Here is a 24173-nt window from a genome sequence, read left to right on the forward strand (position 1 = left end):
CCGAAGCGGTCATGGTGCGCCCATGTCGTTCAAGCCCCTCTTTTCCCGCGCCCTGGCCCTTGCGCCGGAGCGCCTGCATTTCGCCGCCCACAGCCATCACCTGTGGCCCGACGTCAGTTTCGATGCCCAGCAACAGGCCTGGCTTGACGCCAATCGGCACGCCGACCGCAAATGGGACCTGATCTTCGACGAGATCGTCCCCCAGGCCCAGGCCGAGGTGGCGCGCGAACTGAGCCTGGCCTCGCCGGACAGCGTGGTGTTTTCGCCCAACACCCATGACCTGCTGCTGCGGGTCTTTTCGGCCTTCGAGACCCAGCCGGTGCGGATACTGTCCACGGACGGCGAGTTCCACTCGTTCCGGCGCCAGGCCGAGCGCTGGGAGGAGGCGGGTCAGGCCGTGGTCACCCGCGTGCCGCTGGCGCCCTTCGACACCTTCGCCGAGCGGTTCGTCGCGGCGGCCGCAGCGGGCGGTCACGACTGGATCCTGGTCAGCCAGATCTTCTTCCGCACCGGCGGCCTGTTCGACGGGATCGAGGCCCTGGCCGCCCTGGCCCGGCCCGAGGGCCCGTGGGTCCTGATCGACGGCTATCACGGCTTCATGGCGACCCCGACGGATCTGTCGGCCGTGGCGGACCGGGTCTTCTATGTCGGCGGCGGCTATAAATACGCCATGGCGGGCGAGGGGGCCTGTTTCCTGCACGCCCCCGACGGCTTTGCGCCCCGGCCGGTGGTCACCGGCTGGTTCGCCGAGTTCGGGGATCTGTCCGGCCCGCCGGGCGGGGTCCAGTATCGCTCGGACGGCGGCCGGTTCTGGGGCGCGACCTTCGACAGTTCGGCCCTGTACCGGTTCAACGCCGTGCGCCGGATGTTGAGAGAAGCCGGGCTGACCACGGCGGACGTGGCGGACCACAGTCGGGCTCTGGCGATGCAATTCCAGGCGGCGCTTCAGGCCGGAGAGGCCGGAGCGGTCGGCGCAGCCGAGATGCTGAACCCGGTCCAGGGCGACGACGCCCGCGCCCGTTTCCTGGCCCTGCGCCACGACGACGCTCCGGCCTGGCGGGCGGACCTGCTGGCGGCCGGCGTGGTGACCGACGTGCGCGACGACGTGATCCGGTTCGGCTTCGGCCTGTATCAGGACGCCGCTGACGTGGATCGGCTGATCGCGGCCTGCCGCGCCCTGTAGGGTTTCAGCCTCCCCTAGAAGAAGGTGGTGTCGTCCTGCTTCTTGGCCTGGGGCGCGGCGCGGGGCGTCGTCGCCGGCGGGGTTTGGCGCGGCGCCCCGGCGTTCGGCGGCGTGTTCGGCGATTGGCCGCTGGGTGATTGGCCGCTGGGCGTTTGGCCGTTGGGCGTTTGGCCGTTCGCAGGCGGGATCGCCGGCAGGGCCGGATAGGGCATGGCCGGGGTCTGGCCCGCTTCGGCCGGACTTCCGTCGCCCGGATAGGCTTCCGCCGCCGGGAGCTCGTCGACCGGCGTCGCCTGACCCACGCGGTCGGGCGCGTTCAGATCGTCGCGGATGAAGGCCCAGGACCGGCTGTCGGCGCAACCGCAGGCCTTCAGGAAGCCGTCGCGGTCACGCCACAGGATCAACGGATAGGTGATGTGCACCCCGGCGTCGCTGAGCAGGGCGGTCAGGCGTTCGTCGAACTGGCGGCTGGCGTCCACCACGGCCGAGCGGGCCAGATTGCCGTCCGCCTGGGGGATGCCGGCGGCGGTCCAGTTCCGCGCGGGCGTCGCCGTCCAGCGTTGGTACAGGGACCAGTCGCGGGTCAGCCACAGTTCCGCGATCGTGGCTCGTTCGGCGGCGGTGGACTGGGCCAGGCCCTCGCGGTCGGCGCGAGCGAACAGGATGACGCGCGGCTCGACCCCTGCGGCCTGAAGTTTGGCGACCTCCTCCTGCTCATAGCGCTGGGCCGACGCGCTATCGCGATAGCCGACGATATAGAGGGGTTCGCCCCCGCCGCCGCCCGACACCCAGGAGGCCTCGTCGAGAAGTTGCTGGATCTGGGCCTGGTTGCGGCTGATCGTGACCGGCTGGAACCGCGAATAGAAGTTCCAGTAGGCCCAGTAGCCGAGCCCCGCCAGGATCAGGCCGATCAGGGCGGCCAGGGCGGACCAAATGAGGAATCGACGCATGGGGGAGGAGTGCTCCAGCTTCACCGTTGGCACGGGTTAACGCATAGCACCGAAATCCGTTGTCCGCTCATTCGCCGTGCCGTTTTCCCCGGCGAAATCCGCAGGTGACGTTCGCACGCCACACCCGCCCATCCCGGCCCGCGCCGGGGATGGGCGGGGGATTTCAAGGCTGCCAGCCCGAGGTCTGGTCGACGTCGCTTTCGCCCGCCAGGGCGCCGCGGGTCTTCTTCACCTCGGCCCAGGCGGCGCGCAGCAGGGCCGCCACGCCTTCGCCCGACACGCCGGAGACCAGCATGGGCCGACGACCGGCGACGGCCTCCAGCTCGGCCGCCTTCTCCTCGCGCGCCTCGGGCGTCAGGGCGTCGATCTTGTTCAGGGCCAGGATCTCGGCCTTTTCGGCCAGACCTTCGCCATAGGCTTCCAGCTCGCCCCGGATGATCCGGTAGGCGGCGGCCACGTCGTCCTGGGTGCCGTCGATCAGGTGGATCAGGCTGGCCGAGCGCTCGACATGGCCCAGGAAACGCGTGCCCAGGCCCGCGCCCTCGCTGGCCCCCTCGATCAGACCGGGAATGTCGGCGATGACGAACCGCTCGGACGGCGACAGGTCCACCATCCCCAGGTTCGGCGCCAGGGTGGTGAAGGGATAGTCGGCGATCTTGGGCTTGGCCGCGCTGGCCGCAGACAGGAAGGTGGACTTGCCCGCATTGGGCAGACCCGCCAGGCCGATGTCGGCGATCAGCTTCAGCCGCAGCCAGATCCACCGTTCCTGACCATCCTGGCCGGGGTTGGCGTAGGTCGGCGCCTGGTTGGTCGGCCCCTTGAAACGCACATTGCCCCAGCCGCCGTTGCCGCCCTTCAGCAGTAGTTCGATCTTGCCGGGCGTGTCCATGTCCAGGAGCACGGTCTCCTTGTCCTCGTCCAGCACCTGGGTGCCGACCGGCACCTTCAGATGCACGTCGTCGCCCTTGCCGCCGTGCATCTGGCGACCCTGGCCGTGGTGGCCGGTCTGGGCCTTGAAATGCTGCTGGTAGCGATAGTCGATCAGGGTGTTCAGCCCATCGACCGCCTCGATCCAGACGTCGCCGCCCTTGCCGCCGTCGCCGCCGTCGGGGCCGCCGTTGGGAATGAATTTCTCGCGTCGAAACGACACGGAGCCCGCGCCGCCGTTGCCGGAGCGGATATAGATCTTGGCCTGGTCGAGGAACTTCATCGCGGGCTTATGCCGCAAGACGACGGCGAATTACAGGCGTGACCTTCGGTTCAGCGTGTCTCGAACGTCAGGGTGATTTCGCGCATCCCTGCCTGACCGGATTGAGCCCGGCCAGTCCTGACCCCGCGCAGGGCTTCGCGGCCGAAACCCTGGCCGACCGGCGTCTCGGACACGATCAGGCAATTCGTGGGGATGCCGTTGGCCGTGACGTCGCACCGGAGAACCACGACGCCGGATTTCACGCCCGTCTCAAGCGCCTTGGCGGGCATTTCAATGCGGGGCGGAGTTTCCCAAACCACGGGCGGCGCTGAAGCCGTGGCCTGGGCGGTCGTCAGGGCGGCCAGAAGAGCGAACAGGGTCATGTTTCAGAGCTAGATGACCACGCCTGTCGTCGCAACCCCCGATTTTACTGTCTGCTTCCTAGCCGAGCTGTGCCGTTCATGGAGCGTTAAGCGTTGCAGACGAGATTCTCGGTCATGAACGTGTCCAGCGCGACATCCATGACCAGCGTCCTGGCCGAGGGCCGGGTCCAGCGCGAAAAACAGGCGCAGGAGCGCGCCGAGGCCAGGCTGCGCGATGCGCGCTCCGCCGTCGAAACGTTGAAGCAGCGCAACACCGCCGCCGCTAAGGACGCCCAGGAACAGCGCAAGGCGGCCGCCAAGCAGAAGATCGAACAGATCAAGGCCCGCATCCGCATGTTGCAGATGAGCGGCTCGGCCGATCCCAAACTGCTGGCCCAGTTGGCGAAGGAACTGAAGTCCGCAGTCAAAATGTACGGCGGATCGGGCGGCGCGTCGGTGGAGATCGGCGGCGCCGACGCCGGTTCTTCGGCGGCCTCCAATGCGGCGCCGGCGGCGGACCCCAGCGTCGGTGCGACCGAGACCGCGTCCACGGAGACGCCCATCGCGGCGGAGCCTCCCGCCCCGCCCGCGAATGAGGATGCTGCGGCGCCCAAGGGCGAGGGCGAGGGCGAGAAAAATCCCGAAACCACCAAGTCTGAAGACAATCCGTATCGGCGCATGGCGGCGGAAGCCCAGGCGCGCGTCGCTGAGCAGTCACGACGCGGGGCGGCGCAGCAGGAGGACCGCGACTTCCTGTCCGACGCCCGCAATCTGGCGAGCCAGATCAAGAGCATGGCGAAGCGGGCGCAGCACCAGGCCGAGACCGACCCCGCCCTGCGCCAGCACGCCGACCAGGCGGCGCAGGCTGCAGCCGAGGCCGTGCGGGCGATCGAGAGCGCCGGCCGCGATCTGGGCGCGGCCGGGGTCTCCCTGACGGTCTAGATCAGCCGCGCGCCCAGACGCCGAACGGATCGCTCCATTCCAGGCCAAGGGCCTGGGCCACGGCCGGATAGGTGATCTCGCCCTTCAGCACGTTCAGGCCACGCGCCAGGTGGGGATCGGCCTTCAGGGCGTCCAGACCCTTGTCGGCCAGGGCCAGGCCGAAGGGCAGGGTGGCGTTGTTCAGGGCTTCGGAACTGGTGCGGGGCGCGGCGCCCGGCATGTTGGCGACGCAATAGTGGACCACGCCGTCGATGACATAGGTCGGGTCTTCGTGGGTCGTGGCGTGCGAGGTCTCGAAACAGCCGCCCTGGTCGATGGCCACGTCGATCAGCACCGATCCCGGCTTCATCGTCTTCAGATGTTCGCGCTTCACCAGTTTCGGGGCCGAGGCGCCGGGCACCAGGACGGCGCCGATCACCACATCGGCCTTGATCAGTTCTTCCTCGATCGCGCCGATCGAGGAATAGCGGGTGATGACCCGGCCGCCGGTGATCTCGTCGATATAGGCCATGCGCGGAATCGACCGTTCCAGCACCACCACCTCGGCGCCCAGGCCCATGGCCATTCGCGCCGCGTTCAGCCCGACCACGCCGCCGCCCAGCACCAGCACCCGCGCCGGGGCCACGCCGGGAACGCCACAGAACAGCAGGCCCATGCCGCCGTTATGCTTCAGCAGGGTCTCGGCGGCCGAGAAGACGGCGATCCGGCCGGCGACTTCGGACATGGGCGCCAGCAGCGGCAGGCCGCCCCGTGCGTCCGTCACGGTCTCATAGGCGATGGCGGCGCATTTCGACGCCAAGAGACCCTTGGTCTGTTCCGGGTCGGGGGCCAGGTGCAGATAGGTGTAGAGGATCTGGTCCTCGCGCAGCATCTCCCACTCGACCTTCTGCGGCTCCTTGACCTTCACGATCATGTCGTTGTTCGCGAAGATGGTCGCCGCGTCGGCGGCCAGGGTCGCGCCCGCCTTTTCGTAGTCGGCGTCGGTGAAACCGGCGCCCAGGCCGGCGCCGGTCTGGACCGAGACCGCATGGCCGTGGGCCACATATTCGCGCACCGCCGTCGGCGTCAGGCCGACCCGATGTTCGTTCTTCTTGATTTCGCTGGGAACGCCGACGCGCATGGGGAACCTCTCCGGAAATAATGGGAGCGTCCGTCTCTGCGGGCGGATCGCCGTTGCGCCACATATAGCGCCGAGCGGGCCGCAGAATCCTGTTCATTTGACGACCTGATCGCCGTACATGCGCAGTCTCTGCGATGGATTGACCAAATGAAGACTGTTTCCGCCGTCGAACTGGACGGAACTGACAGGAAGATGCTCCGCCTGCTGCAGCAGGACGGACGGATGACCAATGCCGACCTGGCGCGCCAGGTGGCCCTGTCCGAAAGCGCCTGCTTGCGTCGACTGCGAGCGCTGGAGGCGGCGGGGGTGGTCGATCACTATGCGGCGGTGATCAGCGAACGGGCCGTGGGCCTGCCGATCAGCGTCTTCGTCACCGTCACCCTGTCGTCCCAGTCCGAGGCGGTTCTGACCGCCTTCGAACAGGCCGTGGCCGCCGCCCCCGAGGTGATGGAATGCTATCTGATGACCGGGGGCGCCGACTATCTGCTGCGGCTGGTGGTGCGCGACGTCGACGATCTGGAACGGGTCCACGCCAAGACCCTGACGCGCCTGCCCGGCGTCCACCGCGTCTCCTCCAGCGTGGCCATGCGGTCGGTGGTCAAACGGGGGGCCTTGCCGGTGTGAGCGGCGGTTCCCAGATCGAATGAGGACATCTGGTCTGGGGGATATATGGATCGCGACGGTTTGATCTGGTTCGGCCTGGCGATCACCGCCGCCTTGGTCGCCATGCCGGGGGTGCTGGCGGGCGGACTGGCGCTGCTCCCGTTGTTTATCGTCTGCGTCGGCCTGGCCTGTACTCTCCATTCGGGCTGTCGCCGTCTGGTCGTGAGCACCACCCTGCGCCTGTTGTCGCGCGGTGCCCTGCGCACCGCGATCATCGTGCTGGGCGCCGTGATGCTGATTCAGCTTCTGCCGCTGGAGTTGGCGTTGTTCATGGCCGGCGACGTCCTGGCCTATGTCGAGGTGCTGGCGGCTGTCGGACTGATCGCGGCGAACGCTCGCGTCCGGGTCATTCGAGGGATGATCGAAGCGAAGACGGATCAGTGGCGGGCCGCGGTCCGGCGTCGGATCGCCAATCGCACGCCCCGGGTCGCGCGGCCTTCGGCCCGTCGTCGCCCGCCGTCACCGGACGACGACCCGGCGGCCGGTTGGGCCTTCGCGTGATTTGACTCGTACGGTTCAGTGTGGATCATACGACCTATGGGTGTTGAAGAGAGCATCGTCGTCTGGACGGATCGCAAGCCCACGCTCGATGAGGAACTGCGCGCTCTGGGCGAGGAGGACGTCGTCGAGATGACTAATCTCCCGCCTGACTGGACCGGCGTGCTGGCGACCATTTTCATTTCGACCGCATTGGGCGGCCATGGTCCGAGGATCAAACTGTACCTCAAGACGGGTAGACACCAGCCCAGCGCCTCAATCTCGATAGGTCCAAATCCTCGCGTCCTAGCGAGCAGTCTGGAGGAGCGCGATCTTAATCGGATCGCGCCCAAGGCTCTGGAGTGGGTCGCCCTGAACCATGAAGCTCTGACGCGTTTCTGGTTCGAAGGTCAGGACTTGATGATCCAGGACGTGGCCGATTTCAGCCGGTCCCTAAAAAGGGTGTGACCCTCACCGCAACGCCAGGGTCACCGTCTTCACCTCCACATATTCGTCGATGCCGTGGATCGAGCCTTCGCGGCCGTAGCCAGACTGTTTGACCCCGCCGAACGGGGCCACGGCGGTGGAGATCAGGCCGGTGTTGACCCCGCACATCCCCGCCTCGATGCGGCGGCTGAAGCGCATGGCCCGGTCCAGGTCGCGGGTGAACAGATAGGAGGCCAGGCCGTAATCGCTGGCGTTGGCCTTCTCCAGCACCTCGTCCTCGCTATCGAACGGGAAGACCGGGATCATCGGGCCGAAGGTCTCCTCCTCGCGGAACAGGGCGTCGTTTCCGCCCAGGGTCACCGTCGGCTGGAAGAAGCGACCGCCCAGTTCATGGCGTGATCCGCCGGTCAGCGCCCGCCCGCCGTCGGCCTGCACCGCCGCGACGTGCTTCTCGACCTTGTCGATGGCCTTGTCCTCGATCAGGGGGCCGACCTTGACCCCGTCTTCGAAGGCGTTCCCGACCTTGATCTTCGCCACCTCGGCCGCGAGCTTCTCGGCATAGGCCTCAGACACCGACCGTTCGACATAGACGCGGTTGGGGCAGACGCAGGTCTGGCCCGAGTTGCGGAACTTGCCCTTGATGGTCTCGGCCACGGCCAGGTCCAGATCGGCGTCGGCGAAGACGATCAGCGGGGCGGCGCCGCCCAGCTCCATCGACACCCGCTTCAGGGTCGGGGCGCACTGTTCCGCCAGTTTCCGACCCACGCCGGTCGATCCGGTGAAGGACAGTTTGCGGATCAGGGGACTGTCGGTCAGGGCCTTTCCGATCACCGCCGCCTCGCCGGTCACGATCGACAGGGCGCCGGCCGGCAGGCCCGCCTGATAGGCCAGCTCGGCCAGGGCGATGGCCGTGAACGGAGTCTGGCTGGCCGGCTTGACCACGGCGGTGCAGCCTGCGGCGAAGGCCGGGCCCAGTTTGCGGGTCAGCATGGCCGCCGGAAAGTTCCAGGGCGTGATCAGGGCGCACGGCCCGACGGCCTCGCGATAGGTCAGCAGCAGGTGGCCCAGCGGGCTGTCCTGGGTCTCGCCGATCAGGCGTTCGGCCTCGCCGGCGAACCATTTGATGAAGCCGTTGGCGTAGACGACCTCGCCCTTCGCCTCCTCGAACGGCTTGCCGTTCTCCAGCGCCATCAGGGCGCCCAGCCCTTCGACGTTCTCGTCGATCAGCTCGGCCCATTTGCGCAGAAAGGCGGCGCGCTTGTGTGGGTCGGTGCGGGACCAGGCGGGAAAGGCGTCGGCGGCGGCCTGAATGGCGGTCTCGGTCTCGGCGGCGCCCAGATCGGGAACATGGCCGAGAATGTCTCCCGTCGCCGGATCATCGACCGCGATTCCCCCGCCGTTGGCCGGCACGCGCTCTCCGGCGATCAAGGCGTGCTGGCGAAGCAGGGCGAGGCCGGCGTTCCGGGCGGTCTGGTTCACGGAAATTCTCCTGGTGCAGTCCTGAAACGAACAAGGCCCCGACGAAGCGGGGCCTTGCAAGCATCTTCAATGCGACATTCGCCGCCGAAAGATCAGTTCTTGGCGTCTTGGGCGGCGCCCGAAACGGCCGAACCGGCGGCCTGGGTGTCACGACCCACGCCTTCGACCGTGTTGCAGGCGGCGGTGGTCAGGGCGGCGGCGGCGGCGACCAGTACGAAAATCTTGCGCATGAGAAAGCTCCGGTTGAGCCGACATGGGAGTCTGTCGGTCTTGGCCTATCAACGCGACCGCACAGTCCCGGTTCCGTCCTGACCGCCCGACGTGTCTGCGGGGTCCGTCGGCGACAGGGCTTCCGGCGTGGCGAAGGTCATGCGGGCGATCGCCCCGCCGCCGGGCGACTCGATGAACTCGGCCTCGCCGCGCAGTTGTTTGGCGAAGGCGCCCATCAGGGTGCGTCCGACGCCGACCTCCGCCCCGGCCGCGGCGCCAGGTCCGTCGTCCTCGACTTCCAGCGTCGAGGTGTCGCCAAGGACCCGGAACCGGACCTTCAGCACGCCGCCCCGCCCGGCGAAGGCGTGTTTCTGGGCGTTGGTCACCGCCTCCACCAGCCACAGGGCCAGGGGCGCCAGCTTGTCCGGATCGACCAGCAGCGAATCCGCCTCCACCGAACTGACGACGACCGGGCCGCGCCCCGCCTCGCTGGCGACCAACTGGCCGACCAGTTCCGTCAGGAAGTCGCGCGCATCGGCATGACGGATGTCGTCGCTCTGATACAGGGTGCGATAGATCAGGGCCAAGGCCGATATCCGCTGGCGCGTATCGCCCAGAGCGGCCTTGGCCGGGGCGTCGGTCAGGGCCCGCTGCTGCATCGACAGCAGGGACGAGATGATCTGAAGATTGTTCTTCACCCGGTGATGGATCTCGCGCATCAGCGCGTCCTTCTCGGCGATCGAATTCATCAGCTCGCGGTCGCGCACCGTGATGGCCTCGGCCATCTCGTCCAGGGTGCGGGCCATGGTGCGGATCTCGGCCGGGGCGTTCATCGCCTGCAGCGGCCGCACCGAGAACCGGCCCTTGGCGTAGAGGGCGGCGATCCGCTCCAGATAATCCAGCCAGCGAATGAAGATGCGCTCCGACAGCAGCATGACCGCGGCAAAGGCCGTCAGCCAGGCGCCCAGCGGCAGCAGCAGACTGCCGATCGGATTGAGCCGCGCCCAGGACAGCAGGCCGGGAGCCGGGGCCGACAGCAGGGCGTACAGGTCGCCGCCCGCCAGCACGGCGCCGGCGTAGTCGCGACGCTGGTTGCGGCTGTCCTTGGCCGCGAACACCGCCGTCCCCTCGTCGCGCGCCCGGGCGACCCAGCCCGAAACGTCGCCGCCGTCCGCCAGGCGGAAGGCGGCGGGATCGCTGGCGACCAGGATCCGGCCGGCGCCGTCGGTCAATGCGGCTTCGGAGGCCGAGGGCAGGGCGGGGTCCTCGATGTCCGGCTGAAGCGCGGACAGGGGGATCACGGCGGCCATGGCGCCGTCGAACCGGCCCATGGGGCGTTCTGAACGCACGGCGACGATCAGGGCCGCCGGATAGCCGGCGTTGGCCGGCGCGCGAACCACGACCAGATCCTCGCCACGCCGCAGTCTTTGGAACCAGTCGGCGCCGGCGGCGGGGGCGAGGCCGGCTCGAACCCCGTCCGGCCGCCCCGACGCGCAGACCGCCTCGCCGGTGGGGCTCAGGCGGTACAGGCCCTCATAGCCCTCCAGCCGATCAACCAGCGCCGTCAGACGCGGCGCGCAATAGGGACCGAGCGCGTCGGGGCTCAGCGCGCGCAGCAGGACCTGCGCGCCGTCCAGCCGCGCCTTGGCGCTGCCGGCGCTGCGCTCGGCGGCCAGCTGCAGATCGACCTTGCGATCTTCGGCCTGCTGGCTGAAGTCGGCCTGGGTCTGGATCAGGATCAGGATGAAGATCGGCAGCAGGGCCAGGGCCATGGCCACGCCGAGGCGAAAGCGGATGCCCTGGAACCGGGCGGTGTTCAATTTCCGACCGAGGCGCGGCTGCGCGTCCGCGTCCCCCGCTCTGGTCTCTTCCGCCACCGGGGATCAGGACCGGGCGCCGGCCAGCCTGTCGGCCTCGCCGAGAATCGACCGCATCGCGTCGCCCGCCGCCTTGCCGTCGCGGCCGTAGCCGCCTTTTTCCAGCGTGGCCGCCAGGGCGCGGCGCGCCCGGCTGACGCGGCTCTTCACCGTACCCACCGCGCAGCCGCAGATCTCGGCCGCCTCTTCGTAGGCGAAGCCGCCGGCGCCCACCAGGATCAGCGCCTCGCGCTGCTCTTCAGGCAGGGTCTTCAGCGCCTGGCGCAGTTCGTCCAGGGCGACCGGCGCCTCGGGGTCGTCGACCGCCACCAGGGTCCGTTCGGCCGCTTCCTGATCCAGTTGGGACTGGCGCCAGGACCGGCGCTTCTCGGAATAGAATTGGTTGCGCAGGATCATGAAGGTCCAGGCCTTCATGTTGGTGCCCATCTGATAGCTGGCCCGCGCGTCCCACGCCTTCATCATGGCGTCCTGCGCCAGGTCGTCGGCGGCGGTCGGATCACCCGTCAGGGTCCGTGCGAAGGCGCGCAGATGAGGGATCAGCTGAACCAGTTCCCGCTTGAAGCCGTCGTCGTCGGCCGAAGCGGGTTTCGGGGCGGCTCCCAGGCGAGACGTGCTCATGCGCCACCGCCCGACGCCTTGGCGTCGGCGCGCTTCAGAATTTCCAGGAATTCGTCAGGCACTGGCTCGTTGACCACCTCGTCGAACATGTGGCGCAGCTTGACGCCGATGGCCTGTTGGCGAAGTCGAGCTTCCTCGAGCCCCGCCTCCCCCGCATTTTCGACGTCCTTACGCCGCGAGGAATCGGAAGAATTGATCATAGACAGAACACCGCCCACCCAACTGCAGTGCAGAAATGCGGACTGGATAACGTCGCCCCTGCCGCCGGGTTCCTCCCATTTCGGGAATAAATACTCAAGCTTGCGGCTTGGTGCGGAACCGTGGTGGATTTGATACGTTTCAACCCGCTGTAGCGCTGCGCCCTGGTCGGGCGAGACAGCGATTTTTGTCGGGGACTATCTAGCATGAGCCTTCTGGCCAGACTTGCGCCGCATCTGCCCTATGTCCGTCGGTATGCACGGGCGCTGACCGGAGACCAGGCGACGGGCGACAACTATGTGCGTGTCGCGCTCGAGGCCCTGGCGGCCGGCGAGCAACAGCTTTCGACGGACATGACGCCGCGCGTCGCCCTCTATCACGTCTTCCACGCCATCTGGTCCTCGACCGGGGCGCAGTTGGAAGACGTCAGCGGCGTCGATGGCCTTACCGACGCCTCGAGCCGTCTGCTGCGGATTGCGCCGCGCTCGCGCCAGGCCTTCCTGCTGACCGCGCTGGAGGGCTTCACGCCGTCGGAAGCGGCGCAGATCCTGTCGGCCGACGCCCGCGACGTCGAGCGGCTGATCGCCGAAGCCCAGTCCGACATTGACGCCGAACTGGCGACCGATGTTCTGGTGATCGAGGACGAGGCCATCATCTCGGCCGACATCCAGAGCCTGGTGAAGGAACTGGGGCACCGCGTCACCGGCGCGGCCACCACCCATGACGAAGCCATTGAGGCCGTGGCTCGCCACAAGCCGGGTCTGGTCCTGGCTGACATCCAGCTGGCCGACGGGTCTTCGGGCATCGATGCGGTCAAGGAAATCCTCAAGGACATGGACGTGCCGGTGATCTTCATCACCGCCTTCCCCGAGCGCCTGCTGACCGGCGAACGGCCGGAACCCACCTTCCTGATCACCAAGCCCTTCCAGCCGGAAACGGTGAAGGCGGCGATCAGCCAGGCCCTGTTCTTCCACCCTTCGCGTCACAAGCAAGCGGCTTGACCGCCCTTTCGAACTGAACGCCGTCAGGGCCCCGGTCGCTTGCGCGCCGGGGCCTTTTTCTGTCCGCTAGTTCGACGGCGCGGTCGGGGCGTTGACGTTCGGCGTCTCGCCTGTCGGGGCGGGCTGAGCCTCGCCCGCGGGGCCGGTGGGGGCGTCGGCGGTCGGCGGGGTCTGGGCGTCGCCCTGGAAGGCGCGGGCGTCCACCGCCTGGTCGCCGTCGTTGGCGTTGGTGGTCGACATGCCGCCCTGGCTGAAGGCCCAGATGGACAGCAGAAGCACCGCCGCCGCCCCGCCGGAGAGGATCAGCAGCCACAGAATGCGCACACCGGACCGGCCCTGGCGGGTGGACTGGGCGTCGATCGGCCGGTTGGATCGATCCGCGTCCGTTATCTTCGTCTGGGGGTCTTGGTGGCTCATGCTCGGCCTCCCTTGTTCTGTTTTCTGGTCGCGCCTCAACGCCCTGCCGGTGGCGACGTTCCGATTGACGCGCGGCTCCGGCGAACCTTGTTCGTGGGAAGACGAAAAATTGCACGCAACCTCTGGAACCACTCTCCCAGCCTGCCGTTATCGGCTTGCGGAGGCGGCGACGCCCCCCCGACTTGAGATTGGCGAAAGCCAATCTGTCGCCTCCGCGCCTCATTCTCGATGATGCCACTTGAAGGCGGCCCGCAGGGGTCGCCTTTTTCTTTTCGCTCTCGACCGCCGGGGGCGGCAGGGTCAGGATGGCCTCAAAAGACAATCCCAGGAGATAGACGCATGGCTTTGAACGGCAAGACGAACCGCCAGTGGGTGCTGCGCCAGCGGCCGAAGGGTCTGATTCAACCGGGCGACCTGGAACTGGTCGAAAGCCCGATCCCGGATCTCAAGGAGACCGAGGTTCTGGTCCGCACCGTCTATCTGTCGCTGGATCCGACCAATCGCACCTGGATGAACGATTCCGAGGGCTATCTGCCGCCGGTGGGTCTGGGAGAGGTCATGCGCGGCCTGACCCTGGGCGTGGTCGAACACAGCCGATCCGACCGGTTCAAGGTCGGGGACGTGGTCATGCCCGCCTCGGGCGGCTGGGCCGATTACGCCGTCGTGCCCGAGGGCGGGCTGCGTCCGGTCCACCGCGCGCCAGGCCTGCCGTTGACGGCCAATATGTCGGTCCTGGGCATGACCGGCCTGACCGCCTATTTCGGCGTCACCGACGTGCTGAAGGCCAAGGCCGGCGAGACGATCGTGATCTCGGCCGCCGCCGGCGCCGTGGGCTCCATCGCCGGCCAGATCGCCAAACAGCGCGGCTGCCGCGTCATCGGCATCGCCGGCGGACCCGAGAAATGCGCCTGGCTGACCGACGAACTCGGCTTCGACGCCGCCGTCGATTACAAGAACGAGGATGTCGGCGCGGCCCTGGATCGGCTGGCGCCGGACGGGATCGATCTGAATTTCGAGAATGTGGGCGGCGACATCATGATCGCCGTCTTCAACCGGCTGAAGGTGCACGGCCGGATGGCGGTGTGCGGCCTGGTGTCGTCCTACAACGCCACCAAGGCGCCGCCGTCGCCGAACTTCGCCCGCATCATCACCCACCGTCTGACCGTCCAGGGCTTCCTGGTGCTGGACTACGCCCCGCGCGCCCGCGAAATGGTCGCCGAGATGGGACCCTGGCTGGCCGAAGGCAAGGTGAAGTGGAAGGTCCACGTCGATGACGGGCTGGAAGGGGCGGTGGAATCGCTGAATCGCTTGTTCACCGGCGATCACGACGGCAAGCTGCTGGTTCGCGTCTCCGAAGAACCGGCCTGAGGATATCCATGAGCGACCCCCTGCTCGTCCATTACGAGGATCTGGAGACGGGACAGGTCGTGCCCCTGGGCGCCTGCGCGGTCGATCCGGCCGCGCTGGACGTCTTCGTTGAGCGGTTCTCGCCCGGCTGGGACGCCGCCTATGGCGCGCCGGACGCCATGGTCTACGCCCTGTGGAGCCGGCTGGCGGCCGAGAAGGCCGGCGGCTGGGCCCAGACCAAGGTCCTGGCCGTCGATGGGCTGCGCTATATGCGCAATCCGCCGCCGGGCGAACTGCTGCGCGGCCGCATGACGGTGATGGGCAAGGATCCGGTCGGGGACGAGAAGGGCATCGTCATCGCCTCGCACGACCTGCTGGATGAAGGCGGTCGGCTGGTCTTCTCCTGCCTGACCCGCGCCGTCTTTTCGCGCCGCTGAAACGCAGAACGCCCCGCCGGCGAACCGGCGGGGCGTTCCATTTCGATCGGAGGGCGGGTCTTAGTTGACCGTGCCCGGGGCCTGGCGAAGGAAGGCCAGGGCGATCAGGCGGTCCCAGCCCAGCAGCGACACCAGGTGGGCGTAGATCTGGCCCAGAGCGCCATTGTCGCGCAGTTCGGCCAGCTTCTCGGCCGGCAGGGCCTTCAGCTTGTCTTCCGACACGGCGAAATATTCGGCCAGCTTCTGCGGCGCGCCCGGCGTGCCGTCCGGGTTGCGCGGCGTGAAGACGGCTTCGCGCACGTCCAGCAGATCCAGGTCGGTGACCAGCTTGACGAAGGCCTCGGTGCGCTGACGCTCCTGCTCGAAGTTGTTGCAGAACTCCATCGCCATGGTGGTGTAGTCGCTGGCCTGGCCGTTGACGAACAGCGGGTTCTGGCCGCCCTCGGCGACGATCTCCGCGCCGCGGTCGATGCACAGGATCAGGCGCTGGTTCTGCTTGTCGTCGGCGAAGACGAACGGATAGCGGCGCACATAGGCCGGGATATAGGCGTCGGGACGGAACTCGCCGTCGGCCGCCACGAACAGGTTCTCGCCCTGGCGCAGGCCCATGACCACGACCGGCTGGCGGTTCTCGCCGGTGAAGATCACCGGATAGGACAGGGCGGCGGCGGCGAACTCGGTCACCGTCAGCGGCACGACATTGGTCTGGCCGACGAAGGCGTAGGGCTTGTCGGCCGGATTGACGCCCAGCGCGCCGTGCAGGCCCGGATCCAGCGGCTCGGGGTTCTTGTAGAAGAGGACATTGCCCTCGAGCGGCGAGTTGGTCGTGTCGGTCATGAGAAGCCAGGCGCTCTGGAATGGAAACGAGGCGGGCCTTCTAGCCCAAGCGCGTCCCAGCGGCAAACGGAGGCGACGCCCGGCGGCGTCTCATGTTGCGGCCAGGCCGCTCAGCCATTAGCTGTGGCGCATGACCTCCACCTGCGACCACGATCACGATCATGCGGGCCTGCACGGCGCGGCCCTGATCCGCGCGCTGGAGGGGGCGGAAGCGCGCATGACGGCGGCGGGCGAGCGGATGACGCCGCCGCGTCGACGGGTGCTGTCCCTTCTGCTCGAGACCGGCGAGCCGGTGAAGGCCTATGACCTGATCGCCCGCTTCGGCGAGGACGGCCAGGCCGCCAAGCCGCCTACCGTCTATCGCGCCCTGGAGTTTCTGGAACGCCAGGGCATGGCCCACCGCATCGCCTCCATCAGCGCCTATGTCGCCTGCGCCGGACATGAAGAAAACACCGCGCCCCATGCGGCGGCCTTCCTGATCTGCGACTGCTGCGGGGCGACGCGCGAGATCAACGGGCCGGACCAGGGCGCCATGGACGCCGCCGCCGCCGCCGCCGGCTACGCCATCGCCCGCACCACCATAGAGGCGCACGGACTCTGCGCCGCCTGTCGTCAGGCCGCATGATCATGGATGCTGCGCTGATGTCCCCGCCCCGTCGACTCAGCGTGCCGATCAACAATCACTGGGGCGCGGGCCGGATGTCCGTGATGGACTTCGGCGACCCGAAGCGGCCCGTGGACCTGATCTTCTCCCACGCCAACGGCTTCAACGCCGCCACCTACCGCAGCCTGCTGTCGCCCCTGTCGGCCAGTCTGCGGATCTGGGCTCCGGATCTGCGCGGCCACGGCGGGTCGGACCTGCCGGTGTTCGCCCGGCCCAAGTCCAGCTGGCTGGATCACCGCGACGACATCCTGGCCCTGATCGAGGCCATCGACGGGCCGCCGGTGGTCCTCGCCGGCCATTCGATGGGCGGAACCGCCTCGCTGCTGGCGGCGGCCGAACGGCCGGATCGGGTGTCGAGCCTGGTCCTGTTCGATCCGGTGATCTGGCGGCGCGCGGCGGTCTTCGCCTTCAACCTGCCCTTCGCCCACCGGCTGATGAAGGACATCCCCATCGCCAGGGCCACACGCCGCCGTCGCCCGGTGTTCGATAGCCGCGAACAGGCCATGGCCGCCTATCGCGGACGCGGCGCCTTCAAGGGCTGGCCCGACCGGGTGCTGGCCGACTATCTGTCCGAGGGCCTGGTCGAGACGCCGGACGGTCTGACGCTGACCGCCACCCCGGTCTGGGAGGCCGCCAACTACGCCGCCCAGGCGCATGATCCCTGGCGGGCCCTGCGCCGCTATCCGGGGCCGATCCATATTCTGAAGGCCGAGCACGGCGCCCTGACCCATGTGCCGGTCGCGCCGCGCGGCCTGCCGAACGTGACGGTCGAGGTGGTCGCCGGCGGCGGCCATCTGTTCCCCATGACCCATGCCGACGTCGCCCGCGACGCCCTGTTCGAGGCGGCGGTCTGAGGGCGGACGATTAATCGGGGGACAGGCGCCGAGCCCCATGATAAGGGCGCCGCTGAGCATAACTCCCCGAGACGTCCCGCTTGTCCTTCTTTCACGCCGGTCCCGCGCCCAAAGGCGCCGGCCCCCGATCCGGGGGGTTGCGGGACGGTTTGATCCTGACGCCGGGAATGAAGGTCGGCCTGTTCGGCGGCTCCTTCAATCCGGCCCACGACGGTCACGCCCATGTGGCCGAGACGGCCATGCGCCGCCTGGGGCTGGACCGGGTCGTCTGGCTGGTCTCGCCGCAGAACCCGCTGAAGGACGCCCGCCAAAGCGCCCCTCTGGCCGAACGCATGGCTTCGGCGCGCGAACACGCCCGCGGCCCGTCGATGATCATTTCGGATTTCGAGACCCGCACCGGCGTGGCCTGGACCGTCGACACCCTGCGCCTGCTGGTCGCGCGGCATCCCGGCGTGCATTTCGTCTGGCTGATGGGGTCGGACAATCTGGCCAGCTTCCATCGCTGGCGCGGCTGGACCGACATCATGCGGCTGATGCCGGTGGCGGTGATCGCCCGGCCGGGCTCCCTGCTGGACAGCCGCACGGCGCCGGCGGCCGCGCGGTTCGCGACCTTCCGCGTTCCGGCCGAACAGGCGGGTCTGTTGCCGACCCTGTCGGCGCCCGCCTGGACCTATCTGACGGCGCCGCTGAACCCCCTGTCCTCGACCGCGATCCGCACCGGAACCGGACGACGCGCGGCCTCGTGATCGGGGCGCTGGTTCACGGACCGGCCTATCCGTGCTAGAGGGCTTCTTTAGTCAATGCTCCTGGAGCCCTCCGCTGACCCCCTCGCCCGCGTATGATACGCAAGACGCCGCCGTTTCGAACACGGCGCACGAGATGGATGCCATAGAACCTCTGCATTCCGAAGACGGCTTTGAATCCGACGGCGCGCCCAGCGCCTTCGGCGATTCCGCACCGCGCCCGATCGGCTCGACCCCGCTTGAAGAAGCCATTCTGAGCCGCCTCGACGAGGACAAGGCCCAGGAGATGGTTCTGATCGATCTCAAGGGCAAAAGCGCCATGGCCGACACCATGATCGTGGCGTCGGGCCGGTCGCACCGCCATGTCGGCGCCATCGCCGACCACCTGCTGCGCACGCTGAAGGAACAGGGCCTGGGCAAGGCCAAGGTCGAGGGCTTGCCGCATTGCGACTGGGTCCTGATCGACGCCGGCGACGTGATCGTCCACCTGTTCCGCCCGGAAGTGCGCACCTTCTACAATATCGAGAAGATCTGGGCCGTCGATTCCGCCCACCGCATGGTCCGCGACTGAGACCATGAGGCTGGGGATCGTCGCCATCGGCCGACCGGGCCGAGGGCCAGAGGCGACCCTCGCCGACGACTACGCCAAGCGCGCCACCCTGTCCGGACGCGCGCTTGGCCTCGGCCCCCTTGAACTGATCGACCTGGAAGCCAAGAAGCCGGGCAAGGGGCCGGAGGCCGAACTGATCCTCGCGGCCGCGGAAGGGTCGCATCTGATCGCCTGCGACGAGCGCGGAAAGACCTATTCCTCGCGCGCCTTCGCCGACCATGTCGCCAAACTGCGCGATCAGGGCGAACGCCGCCTGGTCTTCGCCATCGGCGGGGCGGACGGGCTGGACGACAGCGTGCGCGCGGCCGCTTCCTCGACCCTGGCCTTCGGTCCCCAGACCTGGCCCCACGCCCTGGCCCGCGCCATGCTGGCCGAACAACTGTATCGGGCCGTGACCATCCTGGCCGGATCGCCCTATCATCGCGACTGACATGGGTCGCGCCGCCACACTCTCTCTCGCCCTGCTGACGGGCCTCGTGCTCGCCGCGCCCGCCGTGGGCCGGCAGGCGCCTGAAAGCGAGCTGGCCCGCACCCAGGCCGAATACCGCGACGAGGCCGTGCGGGCGCGCCGCCTGCGCGCCGACGCCGATGCGGCCAAGTCCGAACTGGCCCAGCTGGAGCGACGCCTGGCGGCCTTGCGCGCCGACGAACGGACCGACGACCGCCAGATCGACGACCAACGCGCCCGCCTGCGCCAGCTCAGCGAACGCGAGGCCGAACTGGTCACGAACCTGGCCCGGGAGCGCGGGGCTCAGGGCCGGCTGCTCAGCGCCCTGCAGATGATGAGCCGTCGCCCCCCGCCGCCCCTGCTGATTCCGGCGGACAAGGCGGTGGATACGGTGCGCGCCTCCATCCTGCTGCGGGCCATGACGCCCGACCTGGAAAGGCGCGCCCAGGCCCTGGCCGCGCGTCAGGCCGAGATCATGCGCATCCGCCGCCTGGCGGTCCTGTCTTCCGAACGGCTGCTGACCACGGAAAGCGCCCAGGGCGACCGCCGCGCCGAGATCGAGGGGCTGACGGCGCGCAAGACCGCCCTGACCGCCGTCCTGAACGCCGAGGCCCGCACCGCCGAACGCGCGGCCCGCGTGCTGGAGAACCGTATCCGCGAACTGGGCGGCGACGTCCCCGCGGCCGAGACGGCCGAGGCGGCGCCCACGCGCCTGCCCGCCGGCCGCACCCGCCTCAGCTCGCCCGTCCAGGGCGCGCCCAGCCAGACCTGGGGGGCAGGGACCTCGGGGTGGCGCTGGCGGGCCGACCGCGCGGCCGTGACCGCCCCCGCCGACGCCAAGGTCGCCTATGCCGGCCCCCTGACCGGCTGGGGCCAGGTGGTGATCCTGGATCTCGGCCCCGGCTGGCGGGCGGTCATCGCCGGGCTGGAAAGCGTGGACGTGGCGCACGACGCCCGCGTCTCGGACGGCCAGACCCTGGGACGCAGCGGCCCCGACGGCGACGTCTATTTCGAACTGAGGCGCGAGGAACGGCCCATCGATCCCGGTCCCTGGCTGAAATAGGCTCCGACAGGCGTCATTTGCGGCCTCTTGCCTCTGACGGCGAGTTGGGAGGCGGCGAAATGGCCGAGATGCGATAAGGCCTTGCTTTCCAACCTGACGCTGATTTTATCGGCGTGACGCTGCGCCGCCACGATTTCGTCGTGTCTGCGGGGCCTTACCCTTGCAACGGGCGCCTTTCATGATCGGCCCGACCGAAAGAGACCGAATGCGTAAACTGCTCCTCGTCGGCTGCGCCGCCCTGGTTCTCGGCGGCTCGGCCGCCGTCGCCACCAGCCAGACGCCCCGCAACGAAACCTTCCGGATGCTGGAGCTGTTCGGCGACGTGGTCGGCATCGTCGAGCAGGCCTATGTCGTCCCCGTCGACAACAAGAAGCTGATCGAGGCGGCCCTGGCCGGCATGATGACGGCGCTGGATCCCCACTCCAACTATCTGCCGCCGTCCAACTATGACGAGCTGCGCGAACGGACCGAGGGGCAGTATTCGGGCGTCGGCCTGACCATCACCTCCGAGGGCGGGCTGGTGAAGGTCATCTCGCCGATGGACGAAAGCCCCGCCGCCAAGGCCGGGGTTCAGGCCGGCGACGTCATCTCATCCATCGAGGGCCAGAACGCTTCCGGCCTGACCGTCAGCCAGGTGTCCGAGAAACTGCGCGGATCCGTCGGCACCAGCGTGCGCGTCACCTTCCTGCGCGACGGCGAGGACCCGCTCGAGGTCGTCCTGACCCGCGAGATCATCAAGGTTCAGTCGGTCACGGGCCGGGTCGAAGGCGATTTCGGCTATCTGCGCGTCTCGACCTTCAACGAGAACACCGGCCGCGAACTGACCGAGGCCATCGCCAAGATCAAGGCCGAGAAGCCCGGTGTGAAGGGCTATGTCCTGGACCTGCGCAACAATGGCGGCGGTCTGCTGAACGCCGCCATCGACGTCTCCGACGCATTCCTGGAGCGCGGCGAGATCGTCAGCCAGCGCGGCCGCAAGCCCGAACAGATCCAGCGCTATTCCGCCAAGCCCGGCGACCTGACCGGCGGCCTGCCGGTGGTGGTCCTGGTCAACTACGGCTCGGCCTCGGCCTCGGAAATCGTCGCCGGCGCCCTGAAGGACCATGAGCGGGCGACCATCGTCGGCCTGACCAGCTTCGGCAAGGGGTCGGTCCAGACGGTGATCCCGCTGCGCCAGGGCCAGGACGGCGCCCTGTCGATCACCACGGCCCGCTACTACACCCCGTCCGGCGCCTCCATCCAGAAGATCGGCATCGAGCCGGACTTGGAGGTCGCCCGGTCCGAGGCCGAGGCCCGCATCGTCTCGCGCTCCAGCTTCATCTATTCCGAAGCCGCCTACGCCACCGCCCTGGACTCCTCCATCGGCGCGGAACGCAAGGGGCCGCACACGCCGCGCGAGGCCCCGGGCAAGGACTTCGACAAGGAAAAGGACTACCAGCTGCAACGCGCACTAGACGTCCTGCGCGCCGGCGGCGACCTGTCCAAACTGTCCGCCCCGCCCGAGACGATCGTCGTCACCGAGCCGGGCTCCGAACCGAAGAAGGACGAGACGCCGACCGAGACGCCTGAGGACTGATTTCGGCACGCGGGTTGCATTCTCCTCTCGCATGGGTCGCCAAGACGGTCCGTGCGGAAGGAGATCGTCATGTCGATTCCGTCGGTTAGCGGCTTCCTTGGCGCTATGGGTACGGCGGGGACCCCCTATCTCGCCCGGCAAGAAAAGCCTCCGTCGATCCTGGATCGGGATCTGGACAAGATCCGCGAGAAGGGGTTGCAGGCCTGGGCGCAGGAAGAACGGCTCGAGAAGCTGAAGGACAAGATCCGGCAGGAGCTCCTCAAGGACAAGAAGCTGACTGAGGACGACCTGGCGGCGATGCCCGAGGAGCAGCGCCTGTCGATCGAGGCGGAGATTGAGGAAATCATCGCCAAGATGATCGAGGAAGCCATCAGAACCGCCGTTGAAGAGGCGATGAAGAAGGGCAAGACCCAAGGGGTGGTGCTCGATATCTCCGTCTGAGTTCCCTTCCTTTTCGTCATCCTCCGGGCCGCAAAGCGGAACCGGGGGACCCAGCGGCGCCGAAGGCGATGTTTCAGTCTCGCGATTCTGACCACGGTGTACGCGACAGGTTCGCGCTCCCGCGCGCCGCTGGGTTCCCCGGTTCCGCTACGCTCGCCGGAGAATGACGAAAGAATCAAGGGCGCGCGAGAGTCGACATTCCCCTTGTTTTCCTTCATAAGCCGCCGCTTCCGACGCAAGTGAACCTCGCGTCTCCACCGGGACGACAGCTTTTCTGTTGTGCTATCGCGCTTAGCGCTACTTGAGCACGGCCCTTTCGGGCTCAAGTAGGCCGAAGGCCGGTAGCCCTAAGGAAAGAACGAGCCCGGCGAGAACCCTCTGCCGACGTGATCGTCGCCAGAGGCCGTTGTCGTATGGAGCCGCTTCACCCGTCGCCACGAGGTAGTGAATGTTCGAGGCTCTGAACGAGCGGCTGACAGGCGTCTTCGACCGGATCACCGGCCGCGGCGCCCTGTCCGAAAAGGATGTCGCCGAGGCGATGCGCGAAGTGCGCGTGGCCCTGCTCGAGGCCGACGTCGCCCTGCCGGTCGTCAAGGAATTCATCGCCTTCGCCACCGAGCGCGCCACCGGCGAAGAGGTCATCCGTTCGGTCCGCCCCGCCGACCAGGTGGTCAAGATCGTCTATGACGGCCTGATCGAGATGCTGGGCGGCGAAGAGCCGGTCCCGCTCAACACCAACGCCACCCCGCCTGCCGTGGTGCTGATGGCCGGCCTGCAAGGCTCGGGCAAGACCACGACCTCGGCCAAGCTGGCGCTGCGCCTGACCAAGTTCGATCGCAAGAAGGTCATGATGGCCTCGCTGGACACCCGTCGTCCGGCTGCGATGGAACAGCTGGCCCAGCTGGGCAAACAGATCGACGTCGCCGTCCTGCCCATCGTGGAGGGCGAGAGCGCGGTCCAGATCACACGCCGGGCGCTGCAGTCGGCCAAGCTCCAGGGCTTCGACGTCCTGATCCTCGACACCGCCGGCCGCATCACCCTGGACGAAGGGCTGATGAACGAGGTGGCCGAGGTCGCCGAGATCGCCAAGCCGGTCGAGACCCTGCTGGTCGCCGACAGCCTGACCGGCCAGGACGCGGTCCGCACCGCCGCCGCCTTCCACGCGCGCCTGCCCCTGACCGGCCTGGTCCTGACCCGCGCGGACGGCGACGGTCGCGGCGGCGCCATGCTGTCGATGCGGGCCGTCACCGGCCTGCCGATCAAATATCTGGGCGCCGGCGAAAAGGTCGATGCGCTGGACGTGTTCGACGCCCGCCGCGTCGCCGGCCGCATCCTGGGTCAGGGCGATATCGTCGCCCTGGTCGAGAAGGCGTCGCAGGACCTGGACCAGGCCAAGGCCGAGAAGATGGCCCGCAAGCTGGCCAAGGGTCAGTTCGACCTGGACGACCTGGCCGGCCAGCTTCAGCAGATGAAGCGGATGGGCGGGCTTCAGGGCATCATGGGCATGCTGCCCGGCGTGGCCAAGATGAAGGGTCAGATGGCCGAGAGCGGCATCGACGACCGCATGATCCTGCGCCAGGAAGCCATCATCTCCTCGATGACCAAGGTCGAGCGCAAGAAGCCCGACCTGCTGAACGCCAGCCGCAAGAAGCGGATCGCCGCCGGCGCCGGCGTCGATGTCCAGGACGTGAACCGGGTTCTGAAACAGCACCGCCAGATGGCCGACGTGGTCAAGCAGATGGCGCGCGGCGGACCCAAGAAGATGCAGCAGATGGCCGCCATGCTGGGCGGCCTCGGCGGCGGCGGCGGCGGCGGCATCCCCGGCATGCCGGGCATGGGCGGCGGCCCCGATCTGAACCGATTGAAGGCCCTGGGCGGCGGCAAGACGCCGGAACCCAGCGCCGACGACCTGAAAGCCATCCAGGACCGCCTCGCGGGACTTGGAAACCCCCTCGGGGGCGGCGGACAACTTCCGGGAGGCCTTCCGGGCCTGCCGGGCTTCCCTCCCAAGAAATAACGA

The 24173-nt window shown here is 68.2% G+C and carries 28 protein-coding genes; 17 read left to right on the forward strand and 11 right to left on the reverse strand.

Annotation, left to right across the window (positions count from 1 at the left end):
* Positions 1-22: 22 nt before the first annotated feature.
* Positions 23-1183, forward strand: a complete 1161-nt coding sequence (locus tag ACW18C_RS01685; RefSeq protein ID WP_492072447.1) for a kynureninase/PvdN C-terminal domain-containing protein — start codon at positions 23-25, stop codon at positions 1181-1183.
* Positions 1184-1197: 14 nt separating this feature from the next.
* Here ACW18C_RS01685 and ACW18C_RS01690 read toward each other — a convergent pair whose 3' ends face one another.
* The 3 genes from ACW18C_RS01690 to ACW18C_RS01700 all read right to left on the reverse strand — a co-directional run bounded on the left by ACW18C_RS01690 (position 1198) and on the right by ACW18C_RS01700 (position 3705).
* A complete protein-coding gene (locus ACW18C_RS01690) occupies positions 1198-2133 on the reverse strand; it encodes a hypothetical protein (RefSeq protein WP_492072449.1) in 936 nt (311 codons plus the stop codon).
* 163 nt (positions 2134-2296) lie between these two features.
* Complete coding sequence (gene obgE, locus ACW18C_RS01695; protein ID WP_492072451.1) at positions 2297-3343, reverse strand: GTPase ObgE; 1047 nt, start codon at positions 3341-3343, stop codon at positions 2297-2299.
* Between the two features lie 50 nt (positions 3344-3393).
* The gene (locus tag ACW18C_RS01700; RefSeq protein WP_492072453.1) at positions 3394-3705 is read right to left on the reverse strand and encodes an energy transducer TonB; all 312 of its coding nucleotides are present in this window, start codon (positions 3703-3705) and stop codon (positions 3394-3396) included.
* Positions 3706-3798: 93 nt separating this feature from the next.
* Here ACW18C_RS01700 and ACW18C_RS01705 point away from each other — a divergent pair, with 93 nt between their 5' ends.
* Entirely contained in the window at positions 3799-4626 is an 828-nt protein-coding gene (locus tag ACW18C_RS01705; RefSeq protein ID WP_492072455.1) for a hypothetical protein, read from the forward strand.
* Position 4627: 1 nt separating this feature from the next.
* Here the strand turns inward: ACW18C_RS01705 and ald are convergent, their stop codons facing one another.
* On the reverse strand, positions 4628-5746 hold the full coding sequence (gene ald, locus ACW18C_RS01710) for an alanine dehydrogenase (protein ID WP_492072457.1): 1119 nt from the start codon (positions 5744-5746) through the stop codon (positions 4628-4630).
* A 147-nt stretch (positions 5747-5893) separates the two neighbouring features.
* On the opposite strand from ald, the gene ACW18C_RS01715 reads away from it, so the two are divergent.
* The 3 genes from ACW18C_RS01715 to ACW18C_RS01725 are packed head-to-tail and all read left to right on the forward strand — an operon-like array spanning position 5894 to position 7354.
* Positions 5894-6370: an Lrp/AsnC family transcriptional regulator gene (locus ACW18C_RS01715; RefSeq protein WP_008258826.1), complete on the forward strand. Its 477-nt coding sequence runs from the start codon at positions 5894-5896 to the stop codon at positions 6368-6370.
* Positions 6371-6415: 45 nt separating this feature from the next.
* On the forward strand, positions 6416-6910 hold the full coding sequence (locus ACW18C_RS01720) for a hypothetical protein (RefSeq protein ID WP_492072459.1): 495 nt from the start codon (positions 6416-6418) through the stop codon (positions 6908-6910).
* 36 nt (positions 6911-6946) lie between these two features.
* Positions 6947-7354 carry a hypothetical protein gene (locus tag ACW18C_RS01725; protein WP_492072461.1) on the forward strand — a complete coding sequence of 136 codons (408 nt, stop codon included), beginning with the start codon at positions 6947-6949 and terminating at the stop codon, positions 7352-7354.
* A 3-nt stretch (positions 7355-7357) separates the two neighbouring features.
* Here the strand turns inward: ACW18C_RS01725 and ACW18C_RS01730 are convergent, their stop codons facing one another.
* From ACW18C_RS01730 to nepR, 5 genes are all read right to left on the reverse strand, one after another.
* The gene (locus ACW18C_RS01730; protein ID WP_492072463.1) at positions 7358-8812 is read right to left on the reverse strand and encodes an NAD-dependent succinate-semialdehyde dehydrogenase; all 1455 of its coding nucleotides are present in this window, start codon (positions 8810-8812) and stop codon (positions 7358-7360) included.
* Between the two features lie 92 nt (positions 8813-8904).
* A complete protein-coding gene (locus ACW18C_RS01735) occupies positions 8905-9042 on the reverse strand; it encodes an entericidin A/B family lipoprotein (RefSeq protein ID WP_008264300.1) in 138 nt (45 codons plus the stop codon).
* A gap of 48 nt (positions 9043-9090) precedes the next feature.
* Positions 9091-10794: a sensor histidine kinase PhyK gene (gene phyK / locus ACW18C_RS01740; protein WP_492073947.1), complete on the reverse strand. Its 1704-nt coding sequence runs from the start codon at positions 10792-10794 to the stop codon at positions 9091-9093.
* A 111-nt stretch (positions 10795-10905) separates the two neighbouring features.
* Positions 10906-11517, reverse strand: a complete 612-nt coding sequence (locus ACW18C_RS01745; protein WP_008259301.1) for a sigma-70 family RNA polymerase sigma factor — start codon at positions 11515-11517, stop codon at positions 10906-10908.
* Positions 11514-11717 carry an anti-sigma T factor NepR gene (gene nepR / locus ACW18C_RS01750; RefSeq protein ID WP_292150044.1) on the reverse strand — a complete coding sequence of 68 codons (204 nt, stop codon included), beginning with the start codon at positions 11715-11717 and terminating at the stop codon, positions 11514-11516. The genes ACW18C_RS01745 and nepR overlap by 4 nt, the downstream gene beginning before the upstream one ends.
* A gap of 204 nt (positions 11718-11921) precedes the next feature.
* Between nepR and phyR the strand changes: the two genes are divergently transcribed.
* Complete coding sequence (phyR, locus tag ACW18C_RS01755) at positions 11922-12716, forward strand: anti-anti sigma factor/receiver protein PhyR (protein WP_492072466.1); 795 nt, start codon at positions 11922-11924, stop codon at positions 12714-12716.
* Positions 12717-12782: 66 nt separating this feature from the next.
* Here the strand turns inward: phyR and ACW18C_RS01760 are convergent, their stop codons facing one another.
* Positions 12783-13133 carry a hypothetical protein gene (locus ACW18C_RS01760; RefSeq protein ID WP_492072468.1) on the reverse strand — a complete coding sequence of 117 codons (351 nt, stop codon included), beginning with the start codon at positions 13131-13133 and terminating at the stop codon, positions 12783-12785.
* A gap of 339 nt (positions 13134-13472) precedes the next feature.
* On the opposite strand from ACW18C_RS01760, the gene ACW18C_RS01765 reads away from it, so the two are divergent.
* Both ACW18C_RS01765 and ACW18C_RS01770 read left to right on the forward strand, forming a co-directional pair.
* Complete coding sequence (locus ACW18C_RS01765; protein ID WP_492072470.1) at positions 13473-14501, forward strand: NADP-dependent oxidoreductase; 1029 nt, start codon at positions 13473-13475, stop codon at positions 14499-14501.
* Positions 14502-14509: 8 nt separating this feature from the next.
* Positions 14510-14917 carry an acyl dehydratase gene (locus ACW18C_RS01770; protein WP_492072472.1) on the forward strand — a complete coding sequence of 136 codons (408 nt, stop codon included), beginning with the start codon at positions 14510-14512 and terminating at the stop codon, positions 14915-14917.
* A gap of 60 nt (positions 14918-14977) precedes the next feature.
* Here ACW18C_RS01770 and ACW18C_RS01775 read toward each other — a convergent pair whose 3' ends face one another.
* On the reverse strand, positions 14978-15754 hold the full coding sequence (locus ACW18C_RS01775; protein WP_492072474.1) for a SapC family protein: 777 nt from the start codon (positions 15752-15754) through the stop codon (positions 14978-14980).
* Between the two features lie 130 nt (positions 15755-15884).
* Between ACW18C_RS01775 and ACW18C_RS01780 the strand changes: the two genes are divergently transcribed.
* From ACW18C_RS01780 to ffh, 9 genes are all read left to right on the forward strand, one after another.
* Positions 15885-16379, forward strand: coding sequence for a Fur family transcriptional regulator (locus ACW18C_RS01780; protein WP_008262920.1), 495 nt, complete (start codon positions 15885-15887; stop codon positions 16377-16379).
* Positions 16380-16396: 17 nt separating this feature from the next.
* Positions 16397-17272 (forward strand): alpha/beta fold hydrolase, encoded by an 876-nt coding sequence (locus ACW18C_RS01785; RefSeq protein ID WP_231492530.1) that lies wholly within the window; start codon positions 16397-16399, stop codon positions 17270-17272.
* 167 nt (positions 17273-17439) lie between these two features.
* Complete coding sequence (locus tag ACW18C_RS01790; RefSeq protein WP_492073949.1) at positions 17440-18018, forward strand: nicotinate-nucleotide adenylyltransferase; 579 nt, start codon at positions 17440-17442, stop codon at positions 18016-18018.
* 133 nt (positions 18019-18151) lie between these two features.
* Positions 18152-18586, forward strand: a complete 435-nt coding sequence (gene rsfS / locus ACW18C_RS01795) for a ribosome silencing factor (protein WP_008264216.1) — start codon at positions 18152-18154, stop codon at positions 18584-18586.
* 4 nt (positions 18587-18590) lie between these two features.
* Complete coding sequence (rlmH, locus tag ACW18C_RS01800) at positions 18591-19055, forward strand: 23S rRNA (pseudouridine(1915)-N(3))-methyltransferase RlmH (RefSeq protein ID WP_008262378.1); 465 nt, start codon at positions 18591-18593, stop codon at positions 19053-19055.
* Between the two features lies 1 nt (position 19056).
* Positions 19057-20136: a murein hydrolase activator EnvC family protein gene (locus ACW18C_RS01805; RefSeq protein ID WP_492072477.1), complete on the forward strand. Its 1080-nt coding sequence runs from the start codon at positions 19057-19059 to the stop codon at positions 20134-20136.
* A gap of 205 nt (positions 20137-20341) precedes the next feature.
* On the forward strand, positions 20342-21712 hold the full coding sequence (locus ACW18C_RS01810; RefSeq protein WP_492072479.1) for a S41 family peptidase: 1371 nt from the start codon (positions 20342-20344) through the stop codon (positions 21710-21712).
* Between the two features lie 69 nt (positions 21713-21781).
* Positions 21782-22153, forward strand: a complete 372-nt coding sequence (locus ACW18C_RS01815) for a hypothetical protein (protein ID WP_492072480.1) — start codon at positions 21782-21784, stop codon at positions 22151-22153.
* Between the two features lie 448 nt (positions 22154-22601).
* Positions 22602-24170: a signal recognition particle protein gene (gene ffh / locus ACW18C_RS01820; protein ID WP_492072482.1), complete on the forward strand. Its 1569-nt coding sequence runs from the start codon at positions 22602-22604 to the stop codon at positions 24168-24170.
* The last annotated feature ends 3 nt before the right edge of the window (positions 24171-24173 follow it).

The sequence above is a fragment of the Brevundimonas sp. FV1ye7S genome (assembly GCF_058680995.1).